Origin of the sequence: Bradyrhizobium sp. AUGA SZCCT0176, from assembly GCF_018130145.1 — a bacterium.
Lineage (GTDB): Bacteria > Pseudomonadota > Alphaproteobacteria > Rhizobiales > Xanthobacteraceae > Bradyrhizobium.
Genome location: NZ_JAFCMB010000004.1, coordinates 313,527 through 339,760, shown reverse-complemented (window position 1 = coordinate 339,760; position 26,234 = coordinate 313,527). Strand labels below are relative to the sequence as shown.

The 26,234-nt window shown below is 63.9% G+C and carries 19 protein-coding genes and 2 pseudogenes; 8 read left to right on the top strand and 13 right to left on the bottom strand.

Annotation, left to right across the window (positions count from 1 at the left end):
• Positions 1-39: 39 nt before the first annotated feature.
• Positions 40-1,719 carry a benzoate-CoA ligase family protein gene (locus JQ600_RS12780; RefSeq protein ID WP_212489939.1) on the top strand — a complete coding sequence of 560 codons (1,680 nt, stop codon included), beginning with the start codon at positions 40-42 and terminating at the stop codon, positions 1,717-1,719.
• A gap of 88 nt (positions 1,720-1,807) precedes the next feature.
• Entirely contained in the window at positions 1,808-2,266 is a 459-nt protein-coding gene (locus JQ600_RS12775) for a RidA family protein (RefSeq protein ID WP_212391096.1), read from the top strand.
• A gap of 1 nt (position 2,267) precedes the next feature.
• Here the strand turns inward: JQ600_RS12775 and JQ600_RS12770 are convergent, their stop codons facing one another.
• Entirely contained in the window at positions 2,268-4,574 is a 2,307-nt protein-coding gene (locus JQ600_RS12770) for a penicillin acylase family protein (RefSeq protein ID WP_249135853.1), read from the bottom strand.
• A gap of 239 nt (positions 4,575-4,813) precedes the next feature.
• Here JQ600_RS12770 and JQ600_RS12765 point away from each other — a divergent pair.
• Positions 4,814-6,061, top strand: a pseudogene (locus JQ600_RS12765) (aminotransferase class III-fold pyridoxal phosphate-dependent enzyme).
• A gap of 11 nt (positions 6,062-6,072) precedes the next feature.
• On the opposite strand, the gene JQ600_RS12760 reads toward JQ600_RS12765, so the two are convergent.
• The 8 genes from JQ600_RS12760 to JQ600_RS12725 all read right to left on the bottom strand — a co-directional run bounded on the left by JQ600_RS12760 (position 6,073) and on the right by JQ600_RS12725 (position 15,365).
• Positions 6,073-7,356 carry an aspartate aminotransferase family protein gene (locus JQ600_RS12760; protein WP_212391099.1) on the bottom strand — a complete coding sequence of 428 codons (1,284 nt, stop codon included), beginning with the start codon at positions 7,354-7,356 and terminating at the stop codon, positions 6,073-6,075.
• Between the two features lie 5 nt (positions 7,357-7,361).
• The gene (locus tag JQ600_RS12755) at positions 7,362-8,303 is read right to left on the bottom strand and encodes a phosphotransferase (RefSeq protein WP_212391101.1); all 942 of its coding nucleotides are present in this window, start codon (positions 8,301-8,303) and stop codon (positions 7,362-7,364) included.
• A 167-nt stretch (positions 8,304-8,470) separates the two neighbouring features.
• Positions 8,471-9,406: a glyoxylate/hydroxypyruvate reductase A gene (locus JQ600_RS12750; protein WP_212391103.1), complete on the bottom strand. Its 936-nt coding sequence runs from the start codon at positions 9,404-9,406 to the stop codon at positions 8,471-8,473.
• A 3-nt stretch (positions 9,407-9,409) separates the two neighbouring features.
• A complete protein-coding gene (locus JQ600_RS12745; RefSeq protein WP_212391105.1) occupies positions 9,410-11,026 on the bottom strand; it encodes an ABC transporter ATP-binding protein in 1,617 nt (538 codons plus the stop codon).
• Between the two features lie 2 nt (positions 11,027-11,028).
• Positions 11,029-11,868 (bottom strand): ABC transporter permease, encoded by an 840-nt coding sequence (locus JQ600_RS12740; RefSeq protein WP_212269093.1) that lies wholly within the window; start codon positions 11,866-11,868, stop codon positions 11,029-11,031.
• Positions 11,865-12,836 (bottom strand): ABC transporter permease, encoded by a 972-nt coding sequence (locus tag JQ600_RS12735; RefSeq protein ID WP_212269094.1) that lies wholly within the window; start codon positions 12,834-12,836, stop codon positions 11,865-11,867. The genes JQ600_RS12740 and JQ600_RS12735 overlap by 4 nt, the downstream gene beginning before the upstream one ends.
• Before the next feature lie 95 nt (positions 12,837-12,931).
• Positions 12,932-14,533: an ABC transporter substrate-binding protein gene (locus JQ600_RS12730; protein ID WP_212391107.1), complete on the bottom strand. Its 1,602-nt coding sequence runs from the start codon at positions 14,531-14,533 to the stop codon at positions 12,932-12,934.
• 58 nt (positions 14,534-14,591) lie between these two features.
• Complete coding sequence (locus JQ600_RS12725) at positions 14,592-15,365, bottom strand: class II aldolase/adducin family protein (RefSeq protein WP_212391109.1); 774 nt, start codon at positions 15,363-15,365, stop codon at positions 14,592-14,594.
• Positions 15,366-15,517: 152 nt separating this feature from the next.
• Here JQ600_RS12725 and JQ600_RS12720 point away from each other — a divergent pair, with 152 nt between their 5' ends.
• Complete coding sequence (locus JQ600_RS12720) at positions 15,518-16,204, top strand: GntR family transcriptional regulator (RefSeq protein WP_212205668.1); 687 nt, start codon at positions 15,518-15,520, stop codon at positions 16,202-16,204.
• A gap of 55 nt (positions 16,205-16,259) precedes the next feature.
• Positions 16,260-17,285, top strand: coding sequence for a histone deacetylase family protein (locus JQ600_RS12715; protein ID WP_212391111.1), 1,026 nt, complete (start codon positions 16,260-16,262; stop codon positions 17,283-17,285).
• Here the strand turns inward: JQ600_RS12715 and JQ600_RS12710 are convergent.
• A complete protein-coding gene (locus JQ600_RS12710) occupies positions 17,282-20,746 on the bottom strand; it encodes an indolepyruvate ferredoxin oxidoreductase family protein (RefSeq protein WP_212391113.1) in 3,465 nt (1,154 codons plus the stop codon). The two genes, JQ600_RS12715 and JQ600_RS12710, sit on opposite strands and share 4 nt — an antisense overlap.
• Before the next feature lie 157 nt (positions 20,747-20,903).
• On the opposite strand from JQ600_RS12710, the gene JQ600_RS12705 reads away from it, so the two are divergent.
• Together JQ600_RS12705 and JQ600_RS12700 are read left to right on the top strand one after the other, a co-directional pair.
• Positions 20,904-21,359, top strand: a complete 456-nt coding sequence (locus tag JQ600_RS12705; RefSeq protein ID WP_192734397.1) for an Lrp/AsnC family transcriptional regulator — start codon at positions 20,904-20,906, stop codon at positions 21,357-21,359.
• Between the two features lie 80 nt (positions 21,360-21,439).
• Positions 21,440-21,727 (top strand): hypothetical protein, encoded by a 288-nt coding sequence (locus tag JQ600_RS12700; protein ID WP_212391115.1) that lies wholly within the window; start codon positions 21,440-21,442, stop codon positions 21,725-21,727.
• A gap of 95 nt (positions 21,728-21,822) precedes the next feature.
• On the opposite strand, the gene JQ600_RS12695 is transcribed toward JQ600_RS12700, so the two are convergent.
• From JQ600_RS12695 to JQ600_RS12685, 3 genes and pseudogenes are all read right to left on the bottom strand, one after another.
• On the bottom strand, positions 21,823-22,329 hold the full coding sequence (locus JQ600_RS12695) for a tetratricopeptide repeat protein (protein WP_312011095.1): 507 nt from the start codon (positions 22,327-22,329) through the stop codon (positions 21,823-21,825).
• Positions 22,330-22,444: 115 nt separating this feature from the next.
• Positions 22,445-23,344: pseudogene (locus JQ600_RS12690) on the bottom strand (Mrp/NBP35 family ATP-binding protein); the annotation flags it as partial.
• The gene (locus JQ600_RS12685) at positions 23,307-25,340 is read right to left on the bottom strand and encodes a 4Fe-4S binding protein (RefSeq protein ID WP_249135851.1); all 2,034 of its coding nucleotides are present in this window, start codon (positions 25,338-25,340) and stop codon (positions 23,307-23,309) included. The gene JQ600_RS12685 and the pseudogene JQ600_RS12690, both read right to left, overlap by 38 nt.
• A gap of 136 nt (positions 25,341-25,476) precedes the next feature.
• Between JQ600_RS12685 and JQ600_RS12680 the strand changes: the two genes are divergently transcribed.
• On the top strand, positions 25,477-26,232 hold the full coding sequence (locus JQ600_RS12680; RefSeq protein WP_212391119.1) for a biotin/lipoate--protein ligase family protein: 756 nt from the start codon (positions 25,477-25,479) through the stop codon (positions 26,230-26,232).
• Positions 26,233-26,234: the final 2 nt, after the last annotated feature.

Below are 26,234 nucleotides of genomic sequence, written 5' to 3'. Positions count from 1 at the left end.
CTTCACAAGCCTTTCATCCCGAACGCGAGGGCGATGGAAATGTCAGGTAGAAATTTAGACCTTGGCCCATCGGGTCACGTCGATGATTTTGCGCGGCGCAACCTGCCGCCGCCGGAGCAATGGCCGGAACTGGTTCTCGACCGACCGGAATTTCAATACCCCGAATATCTCAACGCCGCGGTCGAGCTGACCGACCGGATCGTAGAGAAGGGCTTCGGTGACCGCACGGCGCTGATCGGCAATGGCCGCCAGCGGACCTACAAGGAACTCGCCGATTGGTCGAACCGCCTGGCGCATGCGCTGGTGGAGAATTACGGCGTCAAGCCCGGCAACCGCGTGCTGATCCGCTCCGGCAACAATCCCGCGCTGGTGGCGGCATGGCTCGCGGCGACCAAAGCGGGCGCCGTTGTCGTCAACACCATGCCGATGCTGCGTGCCGGCGAGTTGTCCAAAATCGTCGACAAGGCTGAGATCGCGCTGGCGCTGACCGACAGCCGCATCGCCGACGAACTGGTTGCCTGCGCCAAGACCAGCAAGTTTCTCAGGCAGGTGGTGAATTTCGACGGTACGTCGAACCATGACGCCGAGCTCGACCGGGTGGCGCTCAACAAGCCGGTCCGCTTCGACGCCGTCAAGACCGGACGGGATGATGTTGCGCTGCTGGGATTTACCTCGGGCACCACGGGCGAGCCGAAGGCGACGATGCATTTCCATCGCGATCTCCTGATCGTGGCCGATGGCTATGCGCGCGAAGTCCTCAACGTCACCAAAGACGACGTGTTCGTCGGCTCGCCGCCGCTGGCCTTTACGTTCGGCCTCGGCGGCCTTGCGATCTTTCCGCTGCGGTTCGGCGCGACGGCGACTTTGCTGGAAAACGCTTCACCTCCCGAGATGGTCAAGATCATCGAGACCTACAAAGCCACGATCTGCTTTACCTCGCCGACGGCATATCGCGCGATGCTGGCCGCGATGGACAAGGGCGCGGATCTGTCGTCGTTGCGGCTGGCGGTGTCGGCCGGCGAGACCTTGCCTGCGCCGGTGTTCGACAGCTGGACCCGCAAGACCGGAAAGCCAATTCTCGACGGCATAGGCAGCACCGAATTGCTGCATATCTTCATCACCAACCGGGTTGGAGAGGCCGTCGCGGGAACGACCGGGCTCCCGGTCTCAGGTTACGAGGCCAAGATCGTTGACGATGACATGAACGAGTTGCCGGCGGGCACGGTCGGCAAGCTCGCGGTTCGCGGCCCGACCGGATGCCGCTATCTCGCGGATAGCAGGCAATCGAATTACGTCCGCGACGGCTGGAACCTGACCGGCGATTCCTTCGTCCGCGACGAGACGGGACGCTTGTCGTTCGTGGCGCGGTCGGACGATATGATTGTCTCCTCCGGCTACAACATCGCGGGCCCCGAGATCGAGGCCGCACTGCTGACGCATCCGGCGGTCGCCGAGTGCGGCGTCGTCGGCGCGCCCGACGAGGCGCGCGGCATGATCGTCAAGGCTTACATCGTGGTCGCCTCCGGCATCGACGCCGATGCGGCGCTGGTGACCGCGTTGCAGGAGCACGTCAAGCGCGAGATCGCGCCCTACAAATATCCGCGCGCGATCGAATTCGTCGCGCAACTGCCCAAGACCGAGACCGGCAAGTTGCGGCGGTTCGCCTTGCGGCAGATGGCGCAGACCGGTTCGGCCTCGGCCGGCATGGCTGCGGAATGAAGCGCATAGCGTTTTCGAGCGAAGTGGATACCGGTTCGCGTAAAGAAAACGCGTCAAACAACAATTTGGAAGTGATGGAGAGATTTTTGTGAGCACGCAAAAAGGGCCCACGCTGGCGGTGTTGCCGGTGGCGAAGGATGAGGTGCCGGCCTCGGGCTTGCAGATCCTGCAGCCGAGCGGCTGGCCGGTGCCGAAAGGTTACGCCAACGGCATGGCCGCCGACGGCCGGCTGGTGGTGACCGGCGGCGTGATCGGCTGGGACGCCAGCAACGTTCTGGCCGATGGCTTCATCGCGCAGGTGCGCCAGACGCTGGAGAACATAGCCGCGATCCTTAGCGAGGGCGGCGCGAAGCCCGAACACCTCGTGCGGCTGACCTGGTACGTCGTCGACATCGAGGAATATCTGGCGAACCTGAAAGCGCTCGGAAAAGTCTATCGCGAAACTTTTGGCGCGCATTATCCGGCGATGGCGCTGGTGCAGGTGGTGCGGCTTGTCGAGAAGGCCGCACGGGTCGAGATCGAGGCGACCGCCGTGGTGCCGAGGTAACTCACCTGCTGAGCGTCTGGTGTGAACTCGCCCCGCGCTTGATCGCCTCCCAATCGTAGAGCATCGGCACCATTTCGCCTTTTGCCCATGTCGCGTTCTGGTTCGCGTAATGCGGACTGGCCGGATGGCCCGACGCGCCATGGAAGACGATCCACCGGCAGTTGTTCCATGCGCCGACGTCGAAGACGTAACGGGACAATGCGGACGAGGTGGCCTGGAAGCCAAACTTCATCGAATATCCCGCCATGAACACGCAATCATTGTCGCCGGAAATCTTGGCGCAGTCCTTGTCGAGCTGACCGGCATAGTCGGGGAAAGCGACCGAGAGCGCGTGCTTGAGCTTCGGTGTATGCAGCGTGCCCCAATCGGCGGTCGGCGCATTCTTCGCCACCGTGACAACGGCCTCGCGCAGCAGCTCATTCCATGTCGCGCCGTTCAAGAGGCTCTCGTCATTGCTGCGCAGCAGTTGCGGCAGCGTCCACCAGAATTGGACTTCCGGAAACAGTCCCGGTGCCACCTTGGTGAAATCGCTGTCGGCGGTCTTGTCGAGGCCCGATCGGCGAAGCGCGAGCTTTGTCAATTCCAGCCGAACGGCGGAATAGGCCGCGGCCGCGACCGAATCGCCGCGCATCTCGCCGTCCCAGCCGAGGATCAGGTCGCACAAATGCTTCGTCTCCGCCGGCAGCCCGACCGCGCGTAGGCGTTCGCGGATTTCGATGGCGGGAATGCTCAGGAGGTCGCGGTGAATGGCCGGCATCTGCTCGGGCGAGGGCCGCTTCAGTTCCTTGAGCCGCAGCCAGATGCGGCGGGTGCGGTGCGGCGGCATCGGGTCGGTCGAGAGATATGGTTCGCGCTCGGGCTCCACCACGCGGTTGTTGGCGGTCACGATCATCCCCTTATCCGGCGCGATCGTATGCGGCATGTCTTCGAACGGCACCATGCCGTCCCATTCGTGCTCGCCGGTCCAGCCCGGCACCGGCAACCAGCCATTGGAGCGCGGCCGCTTCGGCACCAAGGCGCGCACACGATGGCCGATTTTGCCTGATGTGTCGCCGGCGACGACATTGTGATCCAACAGCGCAAAGCCGCGCGTCGCCTCGTATAGTTGCTCGACCGATTTGGCGCGCAGCATCCGCACCATGCAATCGAATGAGGCGTCGGGCACCGCGAACTGCACAGACTTGAGCGCCAGCGCGGTGCCCTTTGTCGGGTCGCCCGCGATGACGGGACCATGCTGGGTTTCGACCACGTTGATCGCGACGTCCTTGCCGTTGCGCACCTTGATGGTCTCGGGGCGATGCGTCGCCGGCAGCATCTCTCCTTTGAAGCGATAGTGGCGGGCGTCGGCGTCGAATTGCTCGACATAGAGATCGTGGATGTCGACAAAGGCATGCGTCACGCACCAGGCGACATTGGCCGTGTGCCCGAAATGCGGGAAGCCGGGCACGCCGGGCACGGTGAGGCCGATGACGTCGAACTCGTCGCAGGTGAGATGCGCCTGCGCGTACATGTTCGGCATTTCCAGTACGCGATGCGGATCGCCGGCGACGATCGCCCGGCCGGTCGATGTACGCTCGGCGGAGATCGCCCAATTGTTGCTGCCGCCGTCGAGTTCGGCGCCCATCTGCTCCTGTGCGGTCGCCAGCAGCGCAGAGATGCCGGGCTTGAGATCGGCAAGGGCTGCCGCGAGCCGCTTGCCTTCGACGCCCGGCGGCACGCACAGCAGATCGCTGCCGCCATCATCGAAGCGCAGCTTTGCGATGTTGTCGGCGCCGACGATCGGCAGCGCCGCGGCCCGCCAGAGCTTCCACCACACCGATCCCATCAGGAATCCGATCTGCCGCATGACAGCGATGGAATGCCAGGGCTCCCAGGCCATCGGTTCGCAGCCGAGGATTTTGTATTCGACCGGCCATCGGCGCAGCGCGATGAACGCGTTGACGCCGCGCGCGTACGCCACCAGCATCGCCTTGGCCTCGTCGCCGAGCAGGGCGTAGTCACGGCGCGAGGCGGCGTCGCCATTCATCTGCCGGGCAATCACATCGCCGGCAACAGCGCGGGCGCCGAGCCATTCGGCATAGCGGCCGGTGCCACGCCGCAACAACGCCTCCATCTGCCAGAGCCGGTCTTGCGCCTGCGCAAATCCAAGCCCGGCGAACGCATCCTGATAGGTGCCGGCGCGGACATGCGGGATGCCCCACGCGTCGCGCCAGATGTCGACATGGCCGAGCAGCCCCTTCACCTGCGCCGGGCTGACATAGTCCGGCAGGTGATCGGCTGGGTTGATCCGGGTGGTGGTTGCGGTCAAAGGGCGCTCCCGAGTTTTTCTGATTTGTTGTTCTTGCGGCGGAGGCATCATACGCAAGCGCGCATGCAAAGCCATGCCTGATAGCTGCGCCGGAACGGGCTCGCATTTCGTCGGCATCTTGCCGTTGTTCGCGTGCGATGCTTTGATGGCGGGATGGAGCCTCCCTCTTCATCGAAGCGGGGAGCTACCACGTCTGCGGCACGCGAGAAAAACAATAAGCGCACACCAAGAGGACGCCCATGAACAAGCAGGCAGCGGTATTGAGTGAAACACAGAGCGCGGATGCGATGTTGCGGGCGCGAGCCCAGCGCGTGGTGCCCGGCGGCATGTGGGGACATCTCAACGCCGCGCGGCTGCCGGAAGGCTATCCGCAGTTCTTCGCCTCCGCCGAGGGATGCCGGGTGCGCGACGTCGACGGGCGCGAATATATCGACTTCATGTGCAGCTGGGGACCGGTGCTGCTCGGCCATCGCCACCCCGAAGTGCAGGCCGCGGCCGAGGCGCAGGCTGCCCTGGGCGATTGTCTGAACGGCCCGGGCGAGGTGATGGTGGATCTGGCCGAAGATTTCGTTGCGATGGTGCCGCATGCGGATTGGGCGATGTTCCAGAAGAACGGCGGTGACGCCACCACGGCTTGCGTGACCATCGCGCGGGCCGGCACCGGTCGGCGCAAGGTGCTGGTCGCCAAGGGCAGCTATCACGGCGCGCTGCCCTGGTGCTCGCCGAGCGTGGCCGGCGTCACCAGCGAAGACCGCGCGCATCTGCTGCACTTCGAATACAACGACGTCGCGAGCCTGCAGGCGGCGGTCGATGAAGCGGGAAAGGATCTTGCGGCGATCCTGGTCACCGGCTTCCGGCATGACATCGCCCGCGATCTCGAATTGCCGACGCGCGAATTCGCCGCCGCTGCACGCGCCGCGTGCGACGCCGCTGACGCCGCGCTCATTCTCGACGAGGTGCGCACCGGGCTGCGGCTCGATATCAGGGGAAGCTGGGAGGCGCTCGGGGTGCGGCCGGATCTGGCCGCCTGGAGCAAGGCAATCGCCAACGGCTACGCGCTGGCGGCCGTGACCGGCAATGACAAATTCCGCGAGGCGGCAACAAAGGTGTTCGTGACCGGCTCGTTCTGGTGCGGCACCGTGGCGATGGCAGCGGCTCGGACGACGCTGCGGATCGCGCGTGAAACCGATGTGCCCGGGCAACTCCGCACCATGGGCTTGCGGCTGCGCGAGGGGCTGGCGTCGCTGGCGAACCAGTACGGCGTCGCGATCCGGCAGAGTGGCCCGCCGCAGATGCCGCTGATGCTGTTCGACGCCGATCCGGATGTGAAGAAGGGCCGGGCGTTCTGTTCAGCGGCTTAGCGCCACGGCGCGTTCTTTCATCCCGTGCACAACATGTTCCTGTCGTCGGCCCATCAGGCCGCCGATATCGACGCGGCGCTGGAGGCGGCCTCGCACGGCTTCAAGGCCGTCCGCGCGCTTACCTAGTTGCTTTGCGGCTATTTCAGCGCCTGCAAAACCTGATCGAGTTTCTCCACCAGCACGTCCGCATGCGCAGTGGTGAACACCAGCTGCGGCCGGATCTTGAGAACGTTGGCTTGCGGTCCGGCGGCGCTGATCAGCACGTGCCGCTCGCGCAGCATATTGACGATGGCTGCTGTTTCGCTGGCGGCCGGCGTTCCGGTGGGACCGCCGTGCCGCAGCTCCACGCCAAAGAACAATCCGGCGCCGCGCACCTCTGATATCAATGGATGGCGCGCCTGCAGCTGCCGAAACTGTTCACGCAGATAGGCGCCGACGCGCTGTGCATTCGCAAGCAAGCCTTCGGACTCGATCACTTCAAGCACGGCTATTCCGGCCGCCGCCGAGACGGGATTGCCGCCAAAGGTGTTGAAATAGCGTGACCGCGCGCCGAATTCGGCCAGCACTTCCGGACGCGCCGCCATTCCGGCGACTGGATGGCCATTGCCCATCGGCTTGCCCATCGTGACCAGATCGGGAATGAGACCGTGGCGGGCAAAACCCCACATCTGCTCGCCGGTGCGCCCGAAGCCTGGCTGCACCTCGTCGGCGATAAAGATGCCGCCGGCCGCACGCACCGCTTCGACGGCGGGGCGCAGGAAGCCCGCAGGGTCCGCGAACACCCCGTCGCTGGAGAAGATCGTGTCGACCAACAGTCCGGCCGGACGAATTCCGTTTTTGCGCATGTCGTCGAGCGCGCCGCGAACGTGCCGCGCAAAGGTCTCGCCGGTATCGTCGCCGGCAGAACGCGGCGCCGGCACCAACCGGGCGTGGCTGTCCTTTGCCAGCGGCAGCCCGAGCGAAGGCGACAGCTCGGCCAGCGCGCTGGTGACGCCGTGATAGGCGGTTTCCGTCACGATGAAGCCGGTGCCGCCGGTGCAGGTGCGGGCCACACGCAGCGCGAGGTCGTTGGCCTCGCTGCCGGTGCAGGTGAACATGATCTGGCTGATCTCGGCCGGGAAGGTGGCTAGCAGTTTTTCGGCATAGTCGAGCACGGTCTCGTGCAGATAGCGCGTATGGGTGTTCAGCACCGCGGCCTGCCGTGCGATCGCCTGCACGACGCGGGGATGCGAGTGTCCGACCGACGCGACATTGTTATAGGCGTCCAGATAGGCATTGCCGGCGGGATCGTAGAGCCACACGCCTTCGCCGCGGACAAATTGCACCGGTTGTTCGTAGAACAGACGGTAGGCCGGACCGAGCAGCCGCTTGCGCCGTGCGATCAAGTCGTTGGCCGAAGCAGCCTCATGGTTGGTGGACATCTGTTTTACTCCGAATTGCAGGCAGACTGAATCTGCTGCCGGGCCTGTGCCCGGGGGATACCAGCGATTCGCTGCAGTCTGCCCCAGGCCGCCGGATTGTTGCGTAGAATATAATCCCGATTCCCGGGATAGCGGATGGCCCGCCAGCTGCTGATCACGATGGTCATCACCATGCGCGTCGCGATCAGGTCGAACAAGATCTCGAACTCGATTCCGTCGAGCGGCGTGACCGCATGGTAAGCCGCGATCATATCGCAGGCGGGCGCGAGCGGATCGTCGCCATCGACGACCTGGTACGCCGCGGTCACGGCAAGGTCGACGACCCGGGCGGTCGACGTCATGTCGCCGAAGTCGATGATTCCCGCGATGCGCTCGCTGTTGGCGGAATCGACGACGATGTTGTGCGGGTTGAGATCGTTGTGAAGCGGCTGTTTGGGCAGGCTCGAGAGCACGGGAAGGGCGTGCGTCTCGAACCGGTCGAGGGTGCGCTCGACGAGAGTGCGTCGGTCGGCCGGGACGGCGTCGATCAATGGACGCAATTCGGCGGCGTGCTGAAGATCCCACAGCAGCTTGTGGTTGGCGCCGGGATGCCGGAAGTCGCGAAGCCCCCGTGCCATCCGTGCCGCGCACTGACCGAGGTCGCGCCGCAGCGCCGCTGAACTCTCGACGGTGTGGAATGGTGTTCCGGCAAGAAACGACAAGAGACGCACGACCCGCGTCGAGCCGTCGTCGAAGCCGATCTCGAGTTCCGTTGCGCCGTTCAACGCGGGGAAGATGCGCGGCACCGGCAGGCCGGGGTCGGCGGCGGCCAGCTGAACCAGGGCTTCGGTCTGCAGATTCGTGACCGCGCGATCCTCCGTGGGGTTCGCGATCTTCAGCACATATTCGCGGCCATCCGGCGTCCGCAGCCGGAGATTCTGATCGCGCTCGCTGTCGAGGCGACGCACCGTGACGGGCAGGCCGTAATGTTCGGCCGCCAGTTCCTTGGCAAGCGATTCCGGAATGCTTGATGCGGCGCGCAGGCCATCGATCGGATGTGCCGCGTCAATCGCGGGAGAGGAGTCTGGCACCGCAGTGTCCTTTAGGCCGTGATCCTTTGGGGGCGTACGACCGGTCAATAGCCGCGTTGGCGGTCGATGGCGTTCGGCGGCCGTCGGCCGGTTTGTATCGCGTCGGCGGTTGCGACGACCGTGGTCGCAACGGCCTCGACCCGGACTTCGCAGGCGTCGTGTGGCGTCACGACGATTTTGGGATGATGCCAGAACGGGTGCGCCGGCGCCAGCGGTTCGGCCGCGAACACGTCGAGCGCGGCGCCGTCGAGCTGACCGCTCTCCAGCGCAGCTAGCAGGTCCGCATCGACCAGATGTTCGCCGCGTCCGACCTGGATGAGGTAGCCGCCGCGGCGCATGCGGGCGAACAGTTCCGCGTTGAGAATGCCCTGAGTCTCCTGCGTCAACGGCAGCAGGTTCACCAGCACCTCGCTTTCACCAAGCATGGCGCCAAGGCCGGCGGGGCCATGGAATCCCCGAACGGAGGCGGGCGTCGGCTTCGCCGTCCGGCTCCACGCCATGACGGGGAAACCGAGCTGCGCAAGGTCGGCGGCAACGCGCTGGCCGATTTCGCCGTAACCGAGGATGCCGACCGGCACGTCCTGTGCGGCACGCTGCGGGAGGCGCTTCCAGATTCTGCCACGCTGCTGGGCCAGATAAGTTGCAAAACGTCGCTGGTGCGAGATCACATGCCAGATGACAAAGCCTGACATCGTCTGCGCCTGCAGGGGATCGACGATGCGAACGACGTCGATATCCGGCCGCAGGCTCGGGCAGGCGACAATATTGTCGACGCCGGCGCCGAGCGAACAGACCGCCTTCAGGTTCGGGTAACGCTCGAAGGCGTCAGCCGGCGGGTGCCACGCGATCGCAAGGCTGATGTCCGCGTCCGACCCATTGCGGCGATGATCGACGATTTCGATACGGTCGGCTATGCGCGCGAACTCCGCACCGAGGTAGCCTCTGATATCGAGGCTGCTGCTGACAAGCGCACAACGCATCGTTCACGCCGCCTTGGAAGATGATATCTGGCCGGGCACCGCGGCAAGAAGTTCGCGCGTATAGGGGTGCTCGGGAGCGGAGAACAGCGCCGCGGCAGGCCTGAGCTCGACGATCGAGCCGCGCTGCATCACCGCGATGCGATCGCAGATCTGCGCTGCCACCCGCAAATCATGGGTAATGAACAACATCGACAGGCCCAGACGCGTCTTGAGGTCTTCGAGCAGGTTCAGAACCTGCGCCTGCACGGAGACGTCGAGCGCGGAGACGGCTTCATCCGCCACCAGGATTTCGGGGTCGAGCGCCAGCGCTCGCGCGATTCCGATCCGCTGCCGCTGGCCACCGGAGAATTCGTGCGGAAAACGTTCCATGGCACTTGCATTGAGGCCCACCAGACCCAGCAATTCATGCGCCCGCTTTCGTGCGGCCGCCGGGTCCGCACCGTGCGCGATCGGGCCATCGGTGATGATGTTGCCGACCTTGCGGCGCGGATTGAGCGAAGCGAATGGATCCTGAAACACCATCTGGATGCGCTTGCGCTGTTCGCGCAACGCCTTTCCATTGATGCGCGTCAGGTCGGTTACACCGAGCCGCACGGTGCCGCCATCCGGCTCGATCAGCCGCATGATCAGGCGCGCGATGGAAGATTTGCCGGACCCGGATTCGCCGACCAGGCCAAGCGTCTCGCCCTGAAAAATGTCAAAGCTGACTTCCTTGGCGGCCTGGACGCTGCGGGTCGGCTGAAACCAGCCGCCGCCGCTGACATAGGTTTTTTCGATACCGATTACCTCGACCACTTTCGGCCGATCGAGCCGGGAAACGCGCGCCGGCGGCTGCAGTTTTGGTACGGCGGCCAGCAGCGCCCTTGTATAGGGATGTTGCGGACGCTGCAGCACGTCGTCGGCTGCGCCCTGTTCGACCACCTTGCCGTGCTGGAGCACGACAACGCGATCGGCGATATCGGTGACGACGCCGAAATCATGGGTGATGAACATCACCGCCATGTTGCGGCTGCGTTGCAGGTCGCGGATCAGTTTGAGGATCTGTGCCTGCGTGGTGACGTCGAGTGCGGTCGTCGGTTCATCAGCCACCAGCACCGCCGGTTCGAGCGCCAGCGCCATCGCGATCATCGCGCGTTGCCGCTGGCCGCCCGAGAGCTGGTGCGGATAGGCCCGCACGCTGCGTTCGGGGTCGGGCAGGCCGACTTCGCGCAGCAGGCCGAGGGCCTTTTGCTTCCGTTCTTTCGGCGTTAGCAGGCCATGCGCCTCGAACATCTCGGCGATCTGGTCGCCGATCCGCATCAAAGGGTTGAGCGCCGTCATCGGCTCCTGGAAGACCATCGCAACGCGGCGGCCGCGCAGACCGAGCCAGCCATCCGCGTCGAGGGTCAGCAGGTTTTGGCCGCCAAAGGTGATTTCGCCGGCCTCGGCGATCACGGTGTCGGGCAGCAGACCCATCAGGGCATGCGCGCACATCGACTTGCCCGAGCCGGATTCGCCGACGACGCAAAGGATCTTGCCGGCGGTGAGCTCGAACGACACGCCATCCACGGCGTAAGCGCGGTCGCTGCCGGGCGGTAGCGCCAGCTTGAGGTCCTTGATGACTACAGCGGCTTCAGACATGCTCAGCGCCCGTCCTTGTTGAGACGCGGGTTGAGCGCATCGTTGAGGCCTTCGCCGATCAGGTTCAGCGCCAGCACCGAGATCAGGATGGCGACGCCGGGAAACACCGTGATCCACCAGGCCTGGCGAATGACGGTGCGGCCGGCGCCGACCATGTAGCCCCACGACATCAGATTGGGATCGCCAAGGCCGAGAAACGACAGCGAGGATTCGAGCAGGATCGCGGTGGCAACCATCAACGACGCCAATACGATCACCGGGGAGAGGGCGTTGGGCAGGATCTCGCGCCAGATGATCCAGCTATTGGTCTGCCCGGTCACGATCGCGGCCTGGACATATTCACGGGTGCGCAGTGACAGCACCTCGCCGCGGACGAGGCGCGCCACCGGCGGCCAGCTGACGATGGCAATCGCGATCACGATCGAGACGATCGACGGCTGCAGCACGGCGACCAGCACGATCGCGAGCGCAAAGCTCGGCACGGTCTGGAAGAATTCGGTGAAGCGCATCAGGGCGTCACCGATCCGGCCGCCGAAATAGCCGGCCGCAGCGCCCACGGGAATGCCGACCGCTAGCGCCGCCAGCGTCGAGACGAGACCGACCAGCAGCGAGACGCGGGCGCCATAGATGATGCCCGCCATCACGTCGCGACCGAGCGCGTCGGTGCCGAGCGGCAGGCCGGCCAGCGTGAACGGCGGCAGGAACGGCCGCTGCACCATGCGCCAGGGCGAGGTCGGAAACAGCAGGGGACCGAACACAGCAATTACGATCGCGACCGTCAGGATCACGAGGCCGATCAGGCCACCGGGATTGCGGAGCATCAATCTCCAGAACTGTCTCATGCGGCAAACTCGATGCGGGGATCGACCGAACGGTAGATCAGGTCGGTGATCAGGTTGAACGCCAGTACCATCGCCGAACAGACCACGAATACGCCCAGCAGCAGATTATAGTCGCGCTGCAGTAGCGCCTCGTACATCAGCCGGCCGATGCCGGGCCAGGCGAACACGGTTTCGGTCAGCACGGCGCCGCCGACCAGCGTGCCCGCCTGCAATCCCGCCAGCGTCACCACCGGCAGCAGCGCGTTGCGCAGCACGTGACGGCGCTGGATCACGGCATCGCGCAACCCCTTGGCGCGCGCGGTCTTGACGAAGTCGAGACGCTTGACCTCGAGCATCGAGGCGCGGGTCATGCGGGCGTAGGTGGCCATGAAGAACAGGCCGATCGTGGTCGCCGGCATGATCAGGTGGGCGCCGACATCCAGCACGTGAGCGAGCCCGGTGTAACCAGCACCCACCGTCTCGTAGCCAAAGCTCGGCAGCCAATCCATCGTCACCGAGAACAGCAGGATCGCCATCAGCGCGACCCAGAACAGCGGCGTGGCGTAGAAGATCAGCGCCAGCACCGTGATAAGGGTGTCGGTCCAGCTGCCGGCGCGGCGCGCCGCCAGCGTTCCGAACAGGACGCCGAACGCGAGCGAGATCGCAAACGCGGTGCCGGTCAGCAGCAGGGTGGCGGGAAGCCGGTCGAGGATCAGCTTTGAAACCGGCATTTGCTGGCGGAACGAAAAGCCGAGATCGAGACTGACGATGCCCTTGACGTAGAGAAACAGTTGCACCGGCAGAGGCTGGTCGAGGCCGAATTTTTCGCGGAGCTGCGCCAGGAAGATCTGGTCGCCGGCGCCGGCTTCACCGGCCATCACCAGCGCTGGATCGCCCGGCGCCAGCCGGATCAGGAAAAAGTTGAGGACGACGATTGCCAGCAGGACGATGACGGCCTTGCCAATGCGCTGGGCAATGAATGCGAGCATCGTGTGAATTTCCGCTGCGTTCGAGGCGTGGTGTTGGAATTTCCGATCGCGGCGAGACGCCGGAGCGCCGCCGCCGCGATCTGGATGTTACGGAGTTACTTTTCGATCCACGCGTCCCGGAAGCCGTCATTGACGCCGATCGCGGTCGTGACGAGGTTCTTGACGTTGCAGCGGGTGATGGTGGGGAACTGCAGTTCGAGCAGCCATGCCACCGGCACGTCGTCGGTCAGGATCTTCTGCGCCTTGGTGTAGATCTCCTGGCGCTTAGAATCCGGGAAGGCGACGGCGCCGTCCGCGAACAGTTGATCGATCTCCGGATTCGAATAGCCCTCGACGTTGTTGAACGGCGAGCCCTTCGTTATCTGGCTCGAGACGTAATTGCGGCCGACGCCGAGCGCGGGGTCGCCGTACTGGTACAGATAGGTGAAGGCGATATCGTAGTCCCAGTCGGCGGTTTTCTGATTCCAGCCGGGGACATCGGTCGCCACCATTTCGATATTGATGCCGACGTCCTGCAGATTTTGCTTCACGGCCTCGGCCCAACGCTGCCAGGTTTCTCCATAAGGCAGCGGCAGCAGGCGAACCTTCTCGCCATTGTAGCCGGCCTCCTTCAGCAGTGCCTTCGCCTTCGTCGGATTGAAATCGTATTTCGTCACCGCGTCCGTGTAGTACTTGATCGAAGAGCCGGATGGCCCGGTGGCGACCTTGCCGAGACCGTTCCAGATCACGTCCTTTGCAAAATTGCGGTCGATCGCGAACATCACGGCCTGACGGAATTTCTTGTTGGCGGTCGGGCCGGAGCGGTTGTTGAGCCACAGCCAGGAATGCGGGCTGAAGAATTCCCAGCCAGCGCCGGTGACGCACACGTTCTTGAGTTTGCTCAGGCGCGGAACGTCGAAATTCTCGACCGAGCCGCCCGGCAGCACGTCGACCTTGCCGGTTTCGAACGCCACCGATCGCGCCGCGGCGTCGGGAATGACGTGCCAGTAGATTTCGTCGAGGTTGGGCTTGCCCTTGATGTAGTAGTTCGGGTTCTTGACCAGCCGGATGAAGGAGCCCTTCTGCCATTCCTTGAACATGAAGGGGCCGGTGCCGATGGGCGTGTTGTTGGCCGGGTTGGTCTTGAAATCGGTTCCTTCATAGATGTGCTTCGGAATCATCGGCATCGAGCCGACTTCGAAGATACCGAGGAACGGCCCGAACGGCTGCTTCAGCGTGAACACGACGGTGGATTCGTCTGGTGTTTCGACCTTGTCGACCTGGACCAGATTGTTGCGCCCACGCGGATGGGTCTGCTTGAGGAATTCGATCGAGAACGCCACGTCGGCCGACGTGAACGGTTTGCCGTCATGCCAGGTGACACCCTTCCTGAGCTTGAACGAGTAGACCTTGCCGTCTTCGCTGACGCTCCAGCTCTCGGCCAGACCCGGCTGCGGCTCCAGCTTCGGGCTATAGCGCAGCAGGCCTTCGTAAATATTGCCTGATACCATCTGGGTCGGGCCGTTCTGCACGATGCCCATCATCAGGCCCGGCGGTTCGGGCTGGATTACGGCATTGACGACGCCGCCTGCCTTCGGCTCTTGCGCAAAGGCTGTGCTGGTAAAGGCTGTGCTCGAAAGGGCTGCGCCGAAGAGCGCAAGGGCGCCTCCGGAAAGGCCGCCTACCACAGCAAGACCCATAACAAATTGCTTTAGCATGACATCTCTCTCTTGATCGCCTGAGCGGCGCGCGTTGCGTTGAAGTTTGAGTGTGCGGCTAGTTCATGAAATCCGGATCTGACCGTTCCAGCATCCGCTTGAAGGCGACCCATTCGATATCGGGAACACCGTTGAGTTCGATGCTGTCATAGAAGGTCCCATATTGACCCGCGGTCTTGCGGGCGACGCTTGCCGAGAGCGGCACGATCTCGGCATTGGCGCCCTGGATCGCGAGCTGGGCGCGGCACGAGCGTTCCAGATTGTGCATCAGCTTGAACGCCTCGGCGACGGAACGTCCGCAGGTGAGCATGCCGTGGTTGCGCAAAACCATGACGAACTTGTCGCCGAGGTCGGCGACCAGCCGCTCGCGCTCATCCAGATCGAGCGCGATGCCTTCGTAGTCGTGATAGGCGAGGCGATCGGTGAACTGCATCGACCATTGATTGAGCGGCAGCAGTCCCTGCTTCTGGCAGGACACCGCGACGCCGGCGACGGTGTGGGTGTGCAGTACGCAGGCAGCATCCGTTCGCGCCGCATGCACGGCGCTGTGAATGGTGAATCCGGCCGGGTTGATGCCGAGGTTCATCGGGTCGTCGATGACGTTGCCGTCGATATCGACGGTGACCAGATTGGACGCGGTGACCTCTTCAAACCGCAGGCCGTACGGGTTGATCAGAAAACGGTCATGGGCGCCCGGCAGCCGGGCCGAGATATGGGTGTAGATGCTGTCGTCGAGGCCGAGCCGGTGAATCAGCCGGTAGGCGGCGGCGAGATCGATTCGGGCTTGCCGGGTTCCGTCCTTGATGGCCGGAGGCGGTACGTGCGCTGTCATTATTGGAATGCACCCTTTTTGAACAGGTCTAAGGGTTGCATCGCAACCAGGCTCATGACAAGACTAAACTGTCGACAATCGACGCTTAAATTATGTACAAGTGGTAAAATCGGCTAAAATCGGTAAGAATCGGCCAAAATGGACCCATTTTGATGCGCACATTGTCCCCGCCGGTCGGATTGCCCGCCCTCGCCGACACCGATCTCGTCGGCCAGGTCGCCCGTCTTCTGACCCAGGCGGTGGTCGAAGGCCGGCTGGCGCCGGGTTCCAAAGTCGTGGAAGCGGGGATCGCGCGGGAGCTTGGCGTGAGCCGGGCGCCGGTGCGCGAGGCCGCGCGGCTCTTGGAACAGCAGGGGCTTCTGGTGGCCAGTCCGCGCCGCGGCTTCTTCGTGCGCAAATTCGCCGCCGACGATATCGACGACATCTATGACTTGCGGCTGTGCGTCGAGCGGCACGCGGCCGTGCTCGCCGCGCGCAATCTCACACCGGAGACGCGCGACATGCTGCGGCGGCAGATCGACGTGCTGCACCAGACCGCTGATCTCGAAGATCCCGCAAGGCAGGTCGAGGAGGACTACCGCTTTCACCGCCTGATCTGCGAGATCGCGGCGAACCGGCGGCTGTTGCGGTTGTTCGACGATCTCGCGTCGGAAATGCGCATGGTGATCGGCCTGATCGGCCGGCTGTACGACGATCCGCATGAAATCGCCCGGACACACGAACCCGTGCTCGCGGCCATCGAACAAGGCCATCCCGAACGTATCGTGGCGCATATCGACTATCACATCGGTCATGCGTGGCGCGAAGTCGGAAAACTCGTGCGGGAGATTCCCGCTTAGCCGGCGACGCAAGCTGGCGCGCCAGATTTCATTTACAGAAAACAGGAGTATTCGCGTGAAGGCCGTCTACACTGAACTGCACCGCAGTCACGATCCGCAATTCTTTCTGGTGCGCGGTATCATCCAGCGCACCACCGAACAGCCCGAACGCGCCGACCGGCTGCTCGCGGGATTGAAGGCCGGCAAGCACGAACTGGTTGCGCCCACCATGTTCGGGCAGGGCCCGCGTGCAAGGATTCACAGTCCGGAATATCTCGGCTTTCTCGCCGAAGCCTGGGAGGCCTGGTCCGCGCTCGGCAATGCCGGTCCGGAAATGATCGCCAACATCCATCCGGTGCGCCACGCCGCGACCTACCCGACCCATATCGTCGGCCGGCTCGGCTGGCATACCGCCGATACTGCCGCTCCGATCGGTCCGGGTACCTTTGCTGCGGCTTGCGCGGCAACGGATGTGGCGACGACGGCGGCCCAGCTTGTCCTCGACGGCGAAGACGCGACCTATGCGCTCTGCCGTCCGCCCGGTCATCACGCCTACCGCGATATGGCGGGCGGCTTCTGCTTCTTCAACAACAGCGCGATCGCGGCTGCGCATCTGCGCCAGCGCCATGAACGTGTTGTCATACTCGATGTCGATGTCCACCACGGCAACGGTACGCAGGGCATTTTCTACGAACAACCCGACGTGTTTACGGTTTCGATCCATGCCGATCCCACGTCGTATTATCCGTTCGTCTGGGGTTATGCGCATGAGCGCGGCGCGGGTCCCGGCCTCGGCGCCAACCTCAATATTCCTTTGCCGATCGGCACCGGCGATGACGGCTACATGGGCGGGCTTGGCGTTGCAAAGAAAGCCATCGATGCCTTCGCGCCCGGCGCGCTGGTCGTTGCACTTGGCCTCGACGCATCGGAGCATGATCCGTTGGCAGGCCTCGCCGTGACCACGCCCGGCTTCCGGCGCATTGGCGCCGCCATCGCGCGGCTCGGGCTCCCGACCGTGTTCGTTCAGGAGGGCGGATACCTCTCCGACATTCTAGGCGCCAACCTGACATCCGTTCTCGCCGGCTTCGAAGAAGCCCGCTAGGCCGCGCGCCTTTCCGATATCGACGACTTCAGGAGACGGAATAAATCTTCCGTCTCCTTTTGTACTTTCGCCACCGCTTCCAGCTTCACCGGGCCATAGCCGCGAATGTCCATCGGTGCGGCCGCGATCTTGGCCAAGCGTTCGATGGTGTCAGGTGAAATCCACGGCGTGAGATCGGTCACGAGCCTTTCGTACCAGTCGATCAGGCCGCGCTCCATCTGGCGCTCGTGCGTATAGCCGAACACGTCCAACGCGGTGCCGCGCAGGAATTTGAGCCGCGCCAGAATCCGGAATGGTGTCTGTATCCATTGCCCGAATTGACGCTTGAGCGGCCGGCCGCGGGCGTCCTTTCCGGACGACAGGACCGGCGGCGCCAGATGATACATGATCGCGAAGTCGCCCTCGAACTCCTGCCGCAGCTTTTCCTGAAACCCGGTCTCCATGTGCAGCCGCGCCACCTCGTACTCGTCCTTGTAGGCCATCAGCTTGAAGAGGGACCGAGCGACGGCGGTCGTTAGCGCCTGCGAGCCGGGTACGTGGCGTTCCTCGGCGGCGCGGACTTGACCTACGAATTTGAGGTAACGATCGGCATAGGCTGCATCCTGATAGGCGGTGAGGGACTCGACACGGCGAGAGATGACTTCGTCCAGCGTCTCTTCCTTTTTGGCCTGCCCTAATAGCGACGTCACAAAATCACGATCCGATGCGGCGAGGCGTCCGCTGGCAAAAGCCTGCTTGTTCTGTTCGATCGCAACGCCATTCAACTCGATCGCGCGCATCAGCGCTTCCGAACTCACCGGCACCAGGCCCTGCTGCCACGCCGCTCCGAGCATGATCACATTGGCAAAAACCGTGTCGCCGAACAGGGCGTCGGCCAGCCGGTTTGCGTCGAGGCTGCTCATATTGTCCAACCCGACAACACGTTCGAGGTGCCGAAGTCTCGCCACCGCCTCCAGGCTGGCGTCGCGATTGCGCACGATGTCGCCGGTCGGCATCTCGGCCGTGTTGACGACAGCGCGCATGCCCGGTCCATAGGTGCCGGACGCCTTCGGCGAGGAACTCACCACGATGTCGCATCCGATCAGCGCGTTCGCCGCACCCTGATCAATCCGGACCTGATGGATATCGTCGGGCCTGTTCGAGAGCCGGATGAAACTCAGCACCGGGCCGAATTTCTGCGCGAAGCCGGTGAAGTCGAGCACCGACGCACCCTTGCCCTCCAGATGCGCCGCCATCGTGATCAACGCGCCGACGGTGATGACGCCGGTGCCGCCGACGCCGGTCACCAGCAGGTTGAACGGTTTTTCGAGGGAAACGAAGTTTGGCTCGGGCAGCGCCGTCGTACGCGCCATCGCATCGATGCCGGCTCCCCGTTTGTTGCGGCGGGTCGCGCCTTCGACAGTGACAAAGCTCGGGCAAAAGCCGTTGACGCAGGAAAAGTCCTGGTTGCAGGTCGAGAGATTGATCTGGCGCTTGCGGCCGAACGGCGTCTCCTTTGGCTCGACGCTCAGACAGTTGGACTCGACCGAACAATCGCCGCAGCCTTCGCAGACGAGATCATTGATGACGGCGAACTTCTTCAGCTCGGGCGCCTGGCCGCGCTTGCGCTTGCGTCGCCGCTCGGTGGCGCATTCCTGTTCATAAATCAGGACGGATACGCCGATGATCTGCCGCAGTTCGCGCTGCACGGCATCCAGCTGCGCGCGGGGATGGATCGTTACGCCTTTGGGGAAATCGCTTTCGTGCAATTGATCGGGCGCGTCGGACACGATCGCAATCCGCGCCACGCCGTTGGCACGAACTTCGTGGGCGATGGCGGTGACGCTGATCGGCCCGTCGACGGGCTGGCCGCCGGTCATGGCGACCGCATCGTTGAACAGAATCTTGTAGGTGATGTTGGCCTTGGCGGCCACGGCCTGGCGGATCGCCATCGATCCGGAATGATAGTAGGTGCCTTCGCCGAGATTCTGGAACACGTGCTTGCCGCCGGTAAAGCGCGAGGAGGCGATCCAGTTGACGCCTTCGCCGCCCATCTGGATCAGCGAACTCGTATCGCGGTCCATCCAGCTCGCCATGAAATGACAGCCGATGCCGGCCAGCGCCTGCGATCCCGCAGGCACCTTCGTTGACGTGTTGTGCGGACAGCCCGAGCAAAAATAGGGTGTGCGCGTTGCGCCTGATATGTTGATGATCTCCGCACTTGGGCGGAGCAGTTTTTCGGCGCGCGATGTGAGGTCGAGGCCGGGGAAAATCAGGTCAAGCCGCTTGGCGACGATCGGCGCCAGCAGCCGCGGCGACAACTCGCCGACCCAGGGCACCAGCGGATCATTGTTTTCATCGCTCTTGCCGGCCATGTGTTCGGGCTTGTGGCCGGGATAGTCGTAGAAATATTCCTTGAACTGGCTTTCGATGATGCCGCGTTTTTCCTCGATCACGAGGATCTCGCGCTTCTCCCGGACGAATTCCAGTGCGTCGTGATGCGCCAGCGGCCACACCATCCCGACCTTGTAGATATCGATGCCAATCCGCCGGCATTCGAATTCGGTTAAGCCCAGGAGTTGCAAGGCCTCCATCAGGTCGAGATGAGCCTTGCCTGTCGTGACGATGCCGTAGGTGGCGTCGGGGATGTCGTAAATCCGGCGATCGATCGGGTTGGCGGCGGCAAAGGCGAGCACTGCGTTCTTCTTGGCTTCCAGCCGCTGCTCGATCTGCGGCCCGGGAAGGTCCGGCCAGCGGTAGTGCAGGCCGCCCGCGGGCGGTTCGAATGCCGGCGGGTTGAACAGGCGGCGCGGCGGCAGTTCGACCGAGGCGCAGGACTCGACCGTTTCCGATATCGCCTTGAAGCCGACCCACATGCCGGAAAAGCGGCTCAGCGCGTAACCATATTCGCCGAAGGAAAGATATTCGGCCACGCTCGACGGGCTAAGCGTCGGCATGAACCATGCCATGAAGGCGACGTCCGACTGATGCGGCATCGATGACGACACGCAGCCATGATCGTCGCCGGCAACGACCAGCACGCCGCCATGCGGCGAGGAGCCGTAGGCGTTGCCGTGCTTCAAGGCATCGCCGGATCGATCGACGCCGGGGCCCTTGCCGTACCAGAGGCCGAACACGCCATCGACTTCGCGCGCCGGGTTGGTTTCGACCTGCTGCGATCCCAGCACGGCGGTGGCGGCGAGGTCTTCGTTGACGGCGGGCAGGAATTCGATGCGCCGTTGGCTCAGGAGTTTTTTGGCGCGCCAGAGTTCCAGATCGACGCCGCCGAGCGGCGAGCCGCGATAACCGGAGACGAATCCGGCCGAGTTGATGCCGTCGGCAGAATCGCGGTCGCGCTGGTCGAGCAGGATGCGCACCAGCGCCTGCGTGCCCGTCAGCAGCACACGCCCGGTCTGGCGCGTGTATCGGTCCATCAAGGCGTAATCGTCGAGGTCTCTGCCTGTCGTCAGGGTCAGGGTCATGTCGGCCTCCCGCCGTATCAGGTCGGTGAAAGTGTCGACCCGATCGGGTGGAAGAGCTGTTCTAATTGTTCGGTATTTCCGTCTGTTATGGTAGAAATTACCAGCAGTGACGTATCATTCGGTATGATCTGCCACGGCAGTCCAGGAAAGGCTCATCATGATTGAAGGACAGGATCGACGATTGCTGACCCACCTCCAGAAAGATGGCCGCCGCAGCAACCAGGATCTGGCTGACGATGTCGGCATGTCGTCTTCGGCGTGCTGGCGCCGGGTGCGGGCGCTCGAAGAGTCCGGCGTCATTACCGGCTATGCGGCGCTGGTCGACCGCGAGCGGGCCGGCTTCCTGACTTCAGCCATTCTGCATGTGTCGCTCGATCGCCACGACGCCACTTTCGTCACCCAGTTCGTCGCGCGCGTGAAACGGCGCCCCGAGGTGCTCGAGTGTTTTGCGACGACGGGGGATGCCGATTATCACCTGCGCGTCGTCGTCGCCGACATGGCCGCCTACAACCGGTTTCTCGACGAATTCATGTTCAAGATTCCGGGCATCCGTCACGTCCGGACCAACGTCATCCTCAAGGAGATCAAGTGCGACGTCGCGCTGCCATTCTGAGAGGGGGCCGGGAACCATCGCTGCCGCAGAACGTTTGTCTTCCGAATTTCGAAAGCCTGTTTTTTTCACGGGAGAGCAAAATGATTCGTGCTGCCGCAGCAATTCTCGTGGGATCGTTGGTCATTGGACCTGCGGCCGCGCAATCGACGACGCCGTCGAGCGAAAAGCCGGAGACCAGTTGCACGACAAGCGGGTCCGCGACCTCGGGACACGGCGACGAAAAGACGTCGAATTCGATGGCCGTGGAAAAGAGCGCGATCCTGCCCGACGCCGGCGGCGCCGATTCGGCCGCGCCCACCGTGCAGAGCGGCGGCAAGCCCCTGGTGGTCCGAAAGGACTGCCCGCCGGATTCCAAACCGAAGGGATGAGCGCATCGACGCGCCTTGCGAATGTTCGTTCTGCCTTCGCTAAAGAGTCGGCGCGAGGATGATGCCGGCCTGCCTGTCGTGAGAAGTACGTTCGATCAATCGCACTGCTCGTAGCCGGACGATTTGCATTTCTGCGCCTTCTCGCGCGCTTCCGTGACCTGTTGCGGGGTCAGCTCCTTGGTGAGCAAAGCGAGATCCTTCTTGGCCTCGGCATTGCCCTGCGCAGCCGCCACTTCATACCACATGTAGGCACGAACGGTGTCGGGCGATTCCTCGCCGCTGGCCTTGTAGTAGAGGCTGCCGAGCAACGTCTGGGCTTGGGGGTTGCCTTGCTTGGCGGCGAGCCGGCTCCACTTCCGCGCTTCCTTTTCGCTCTTGGGAACGCCGAGACCCATCCTGTGCATCACCGCGACCTTGTATTGCGCGATGGCGTTGCCTTTTTCCGCGAGCGGCCGGAACAGCTTGATCGCCGCCGCATACTGCTTTTTCGCAAACGCGGCCGTGGCTTCCTTCAAGCTGTCGGCATGGGCTGCGGGTGCGTGGGCCGTCACAGCGAACATGAGGATCGCGGTCATTAATCCCAGATGTCTCAATATGCGCACGATTTGCTCCCCTAAATGCTTTGAAGAAAAAATTATGACTCTCTCGTATCTCGAAAATCCGGGCGGCACAATCGCGTGGCGATCCCGCAGCTTCGCTGCGATGCAATGAACTCGTTCACTCAATGATAATGCGAGGTGGCGGCCGGCTTGCCGCGCCGGAGGTGATCGTCGTCCAGACTTCGCGGGCGATCGCGATGTAGTGGCGCGCATGAACGCCGTCCGGTTCGGTCGCCACCACCGGGCGGCCATCGTCTGAGGTCTCGCGAATCTTGATATCGAGCGGTATCTCGCCGAGATACGGAATCCCGCGCCGTTCGGCCTCCTGGCGTGCGCCGCCATGGCCGAAGATCGGCGTGAGCTTCTGGCAGGCCGGGCAGCAGAACGCCGACATGTTTTCGATCAGACCCAGGATCGGGATGTTCACCTTCTCGAACATCGCGATGCCGCGCCGCGCGTCGATCAGCGCGATGTCCTGCGGCGTGGAGACGATCACCGCTCCGGCCAGCGGCGCCTGCTGGGCCATCGTGAGCTGCGCGTCTCCGGTGCCCGGCGGCAGGTCGATGACCAAAATATCGAGATCGCCCCACGCCACCTCGCGCAGCAATTGCGTGATCGCCGAGATCACCATCGCCCCGCGCCAGATCATCGCGAGGTCTTCCTCGACCAGAAAGCCGATCGACATCACCTTGACGCCAAACCGCTCCAGCGGCTCCAGCATGCGCGGGCCGACCTGGCGCGGCTTGCCGCGCAGCCCGAATAGTTTTGGCTGCGATGGGCCATAAATATCGGCGTCGAGAATGCCGGCTTTCAGCCCGAGGGCGGCAAAGCCGAGCGCGAGATTGCACGCGGTGGTGGACTTGCCGACGCCGCCCTTGCCGGACGCGACGGCGATGACGTGCTTGACGCCGGGAATGCCTGACGCGCGCGACGTCGCGCGGGCTGCAGGGGCAGGCTGGGTGGCGGACACGGCGGGCTCCTTACGATCCAACGGGATCGCCCTTCTTGCCATCGCGCGCGCGCAAATAATCTTCCGTCGACATCACCGGCGGCCGCTGCGGCGCCCCGTGCGGGTCAAAACCCTCATTGACCACGGCTTCGACGCGGCAATCCGCGCACATCTTGATGACATCGATCCGTTTGGCGTTGGCGCCCTGGAACATCCAGTGCTTCTCGCCGAGTTTTGCCAGTACGCGTTCTATCGAACTTTTGGTCCCGAACGGCTTGCCGCAGGCGATGCAGTTGAACGGTTCTTCCTCCTTCAGAACGCGCAGCGGCGCATTCCATGCTGCAAAATCCAGCCGCGGCTCGAGTGTGATGACTTTTTCCGGGCAGGTCGCTTCGCAAAGCCCGCACTGTACGCACAGGCTTTCGGTGAAGCGCAGCATGGCACGATCAGGATTGTCCGATAGCGCGCCGGTCGGGCAGGCGGTGACGCAGGCGTGACAGAGCGTGCAGCCTTCGACATTGAGATTGACGCCGCCGAATGGTGCGCCCGGCGCAAGCGGTACGCTATCGACCGGCGCGGGTGCCGCGAGGTGAAGTTCGCGAAACGTCGTTTCGAGCACGCCGCGTTTGGCGCCGCGCGGCACGAAGCCGGCCGGCTTTGGCGTCGCGACGCCGCCTGGCGCCGCATCGAGCATTGCGCGCAGCTGGTCCGGATCGTCGATCTCGAGGATACGCACCAAGCCTGCGCCGAAGCCGAGCGCGGCAACCACGGTGTCGGATGTTCCGGCGGTCCGGCGCAGTCCGGTAATATCGTGCCTGGGTTTGGCCCGCGTCAGGATCGCGACACCACTGCCGCCATAGGCGAACACCGCCGCGATACTCTCCGGTCCGAGTTGCGTCACTTCATTGACGCGCAGCGGCAGCACATGGGCCGGCAGTCCGGCGCCGAACCTTGCCAACGCGTCGATCAGCGCGTCGCCGTGCTCGCCGTCGTGGAACAGCACGATCGCGTTGTTGCCGCCGGCTTTACGATAGGTCTGCAGCAGCGTGCGCAATCGCCGCATCAGCGCGTCTGCACTGGGCAGTGCATATGAAGCCGCACCGGTCGGACACACCGAGGCGCAGGCGCCGCAGCCGGCGCATACGTTGGCGTCGATCGCGACGGCCTTTCCGTTCGGCGTGATCGCCCCGGTCGGACAGAGATCGAGGCAGCGCGTGCATCCGGTAATGCCGGAGCGCGAATGGGCGCACAGCGCTTCCTCGAACTGTATGAAGCGCGGCTTGTCGAAGGTGCCGACCAGATTGCCCGCATCCGCGATCGCGCGCTCGACGGCGCCGCGGTCGCGCGGATCGGCGCGCAGATATCCCGGACGCAGTTCGTGTGCGGGAAACAGCGGCGTACCGCCGCTGAGATCGAGGATCAAATCGCAGGTCGACGTCGCGCCGTTGCGTGCGGGGCCGAACAGGAGCTTGGCGCGCGAAGACGGCAGCGGCAGCGCGTAGTCGTCGACCGCAAGCTCAAACGCGCCGAGATGACCGCGCGCGTTGCGGATGGTGCCCTTGAGCACCGGAAACTCATTGCTCCGGCGCGGCATGACGTCGCCGGGCTTGCTGAGCAGCACGGTGATGTCGAGACGGTCGGCGAGGCGCTGCGCGGCGTCGATGGCGAGTTCGTCGCTTCCATAGATCAGCGCGACGCCGCTGCTCTCCATCGTCACCAGCGAAATCGGCGGCATGTCTTCCTGGGCGGCTGCGATCAGCGCCGCAGCTTTCGGACCGGCCGCAGCCGCATCATTCGACCAGCCGCCCGCTTCGCGGATGTTGGCAAAGGTGAGCTGGGCTTGCGGGAAATCTTCGGCGACTTCGCGGAACAGCGGCGCTTCCTGCGTGCAGGCCACCGTGATCGGCGCGCCGTCGGCAAGCGCTTGCTTGAAGCGGTCGAGTTCGAGGCCGCAGAGCTGGTTGGCTTGCGTGATCTTCCCGGCGCAGCCACGGCTGATCGCCGGCACGTCGAGCGGCATGGTCTTCTCGCAGCTGCAAATCAGAAGATGAGACGCCGTAGCCATCGTTAACTTCCTGAACCGGCGCGCACATCGCACGGCTCGTTTTTCTGGTTCCGCTCGCGTTGCGAGCCCGACGGGGATAGCATACACCGGCGGATTGCAAAGCAATTTAGCAAAGCAACGCAGGATGAGCTTTTCGATGATGTCGCGTCGCGGGGAAGTGGATCAGGCACCCGATCTGCCCCCCGGTTATACTTTGGTCGCGTTACGCGAACTCGGCGACGCGTTTGCCCATGGATGCGAGATCGCGGCCGAAGCGGGTGCCGGAACGCTGGTCTGGGTGCGGCGCTACGACCTGGTCGAATTCGCCGTGGTGCTCGAACCCGACGAACCCTTGAACTCGGCGCGCCGGGCGCTGTTCGCCGGCATGAACGCGCTGGCGGACGCGATTGCCGCCCATTGTCCGCCCGAGCGGGATGTCAGTTTCGACTGGCCCGATACGATCCGGTTCGACGCGGGATTGCTGGGCGGCGCGCGGCTCGGCTGGCCCGCCGATTGCGCGGAGACCGACGTGCCGAACTGGCTGGTCTTCGCTGTGATCCTGCGCGCCGCCGACATGGTGCATCTCGACGAGGTGCAGGCCGCGTCCGGCGTTTCGATGCTGGGCGCAGGCTTTGAGATGGTCGATACCGACGCGATCATCGGCAGCTTCGCCCGCCATCTGATGACCGCGTTCGATCGCTGGAACGAGCGCGGTTTTGAGGCCATCGCCCGAGATTATCTGGAACGGCTTCCGAGGCGCAAGGCCGGCGAGATCAGGGCCATCGACGTCAACGGCGATCTCCTGATCAAGCTGCCGGCCGGCAGCGGGCCGCCCGATCGATCCAGCCTCGTGGATGCGCTGGCGAAAGCGGACTGGTATGATCCGCAATCGCGCGGTCCAAAGTTCGGATGAGG

Bases quoted from the DNA above. Each gene is read 5' to 3' on its own strand.
- JQ600_RS12780 (WP_212489939.1), top strand. From the start codon at position 40: ATGTCAGGTAGAAATTTAGACCTTGGCCCATCGGGTCACGTCGATGAT.
- JQ600_RS12760 (WP_212391099.1), bottom strand. From the start codon at position 7,356: ATGTCCACCAACCATGAGGCTGCTTCGGCCAACGACTTGATCGCACGG.
- JQ600_RS12750 (WP_212391103.1), bottom strand. From the start codon at position 9,406: ATGCGTTGTGCGCTTGTCAGCAGCAGCCTCGATATCAGAGGCTACCTC.
- JQ600_RS12745 (WP_212391105.1), bottom strand. From the start codon at position 11,026: ATGTCTGAAGCCGCTGTAGTCATCAAGGACCTCAAGCTGGCGCTACCG.
- JQ600_RS12740 (WP_212269093.1), bottom strand. From the start codon at position 11,868: ATGAGACAGTTCTGGAGATTGATGCTCCGCAATCCCGGTGGCCTGATC.
- JQ600_RS12735 (WP_212269094.1), bottom strand. From the start codon at position 12,836: ATGCTCGCATTCATTGCCCAGCGCATTGGCAAGGCCGTCATCGTCCTG.
- JQ600_RS12730 (WP_212391107.1), bottom strand. From the start codon at position 14,533: ATGCTAAAGCAATTTGTTATGGGTCTTGCTGTGGTAGGCGGCCTTTCC.
- JQ600_RS12725 (WP_212391109.1), bottom strand. From the start codon at position 15,365: ATGACAGCGCACGTACCGCCTCCGGCCATCAAGGACGGAACCCGGCAA.
- JQ600_RS12720 (WP_212205668.1), top strand. From the start codon at position 15,518: ATGCGCACATTGTCCCCGCCGGTCGGATTGCCCGCCCTCGCCGACACC.
- JQ600_RS12710 (WP_212391113.1), bottom strand. From the start codon at position 20,746: ATGACCCTGACCCTGACGACAGGCAGAGACCTCGACGATTACGCCTTG.
- JQ600_RS12705 (WP_192734397.1), top strand. From the start codon at position 20,904: ATGATTGAAGGACAGGATCGACGATTGCTGACCCACCTCCAGAAAGAT.
- JQ600_RS12700 (WP_212391115.1), top strand. From the start codon at position 21,440: ATGATTCGTGCTGCCGCAGCAATTCTCGTGGGATCGTTGGTCATTGGA.
- JQ600_RS12685 (WP_249135851.1), bottom strand. From the start codon at position 25,340: ATGGCTACGGCGTCTCATCTTCTGATTTGCAGCTGCGAGAAGACCATG.
- JQ600_RS12680 (WP_212391119.1), top strand. From the start codon at position 25,477: ATGATGTCGCGTCGCGGGGAAGTGGATCAGGCACCCGATCTGCCCCCC.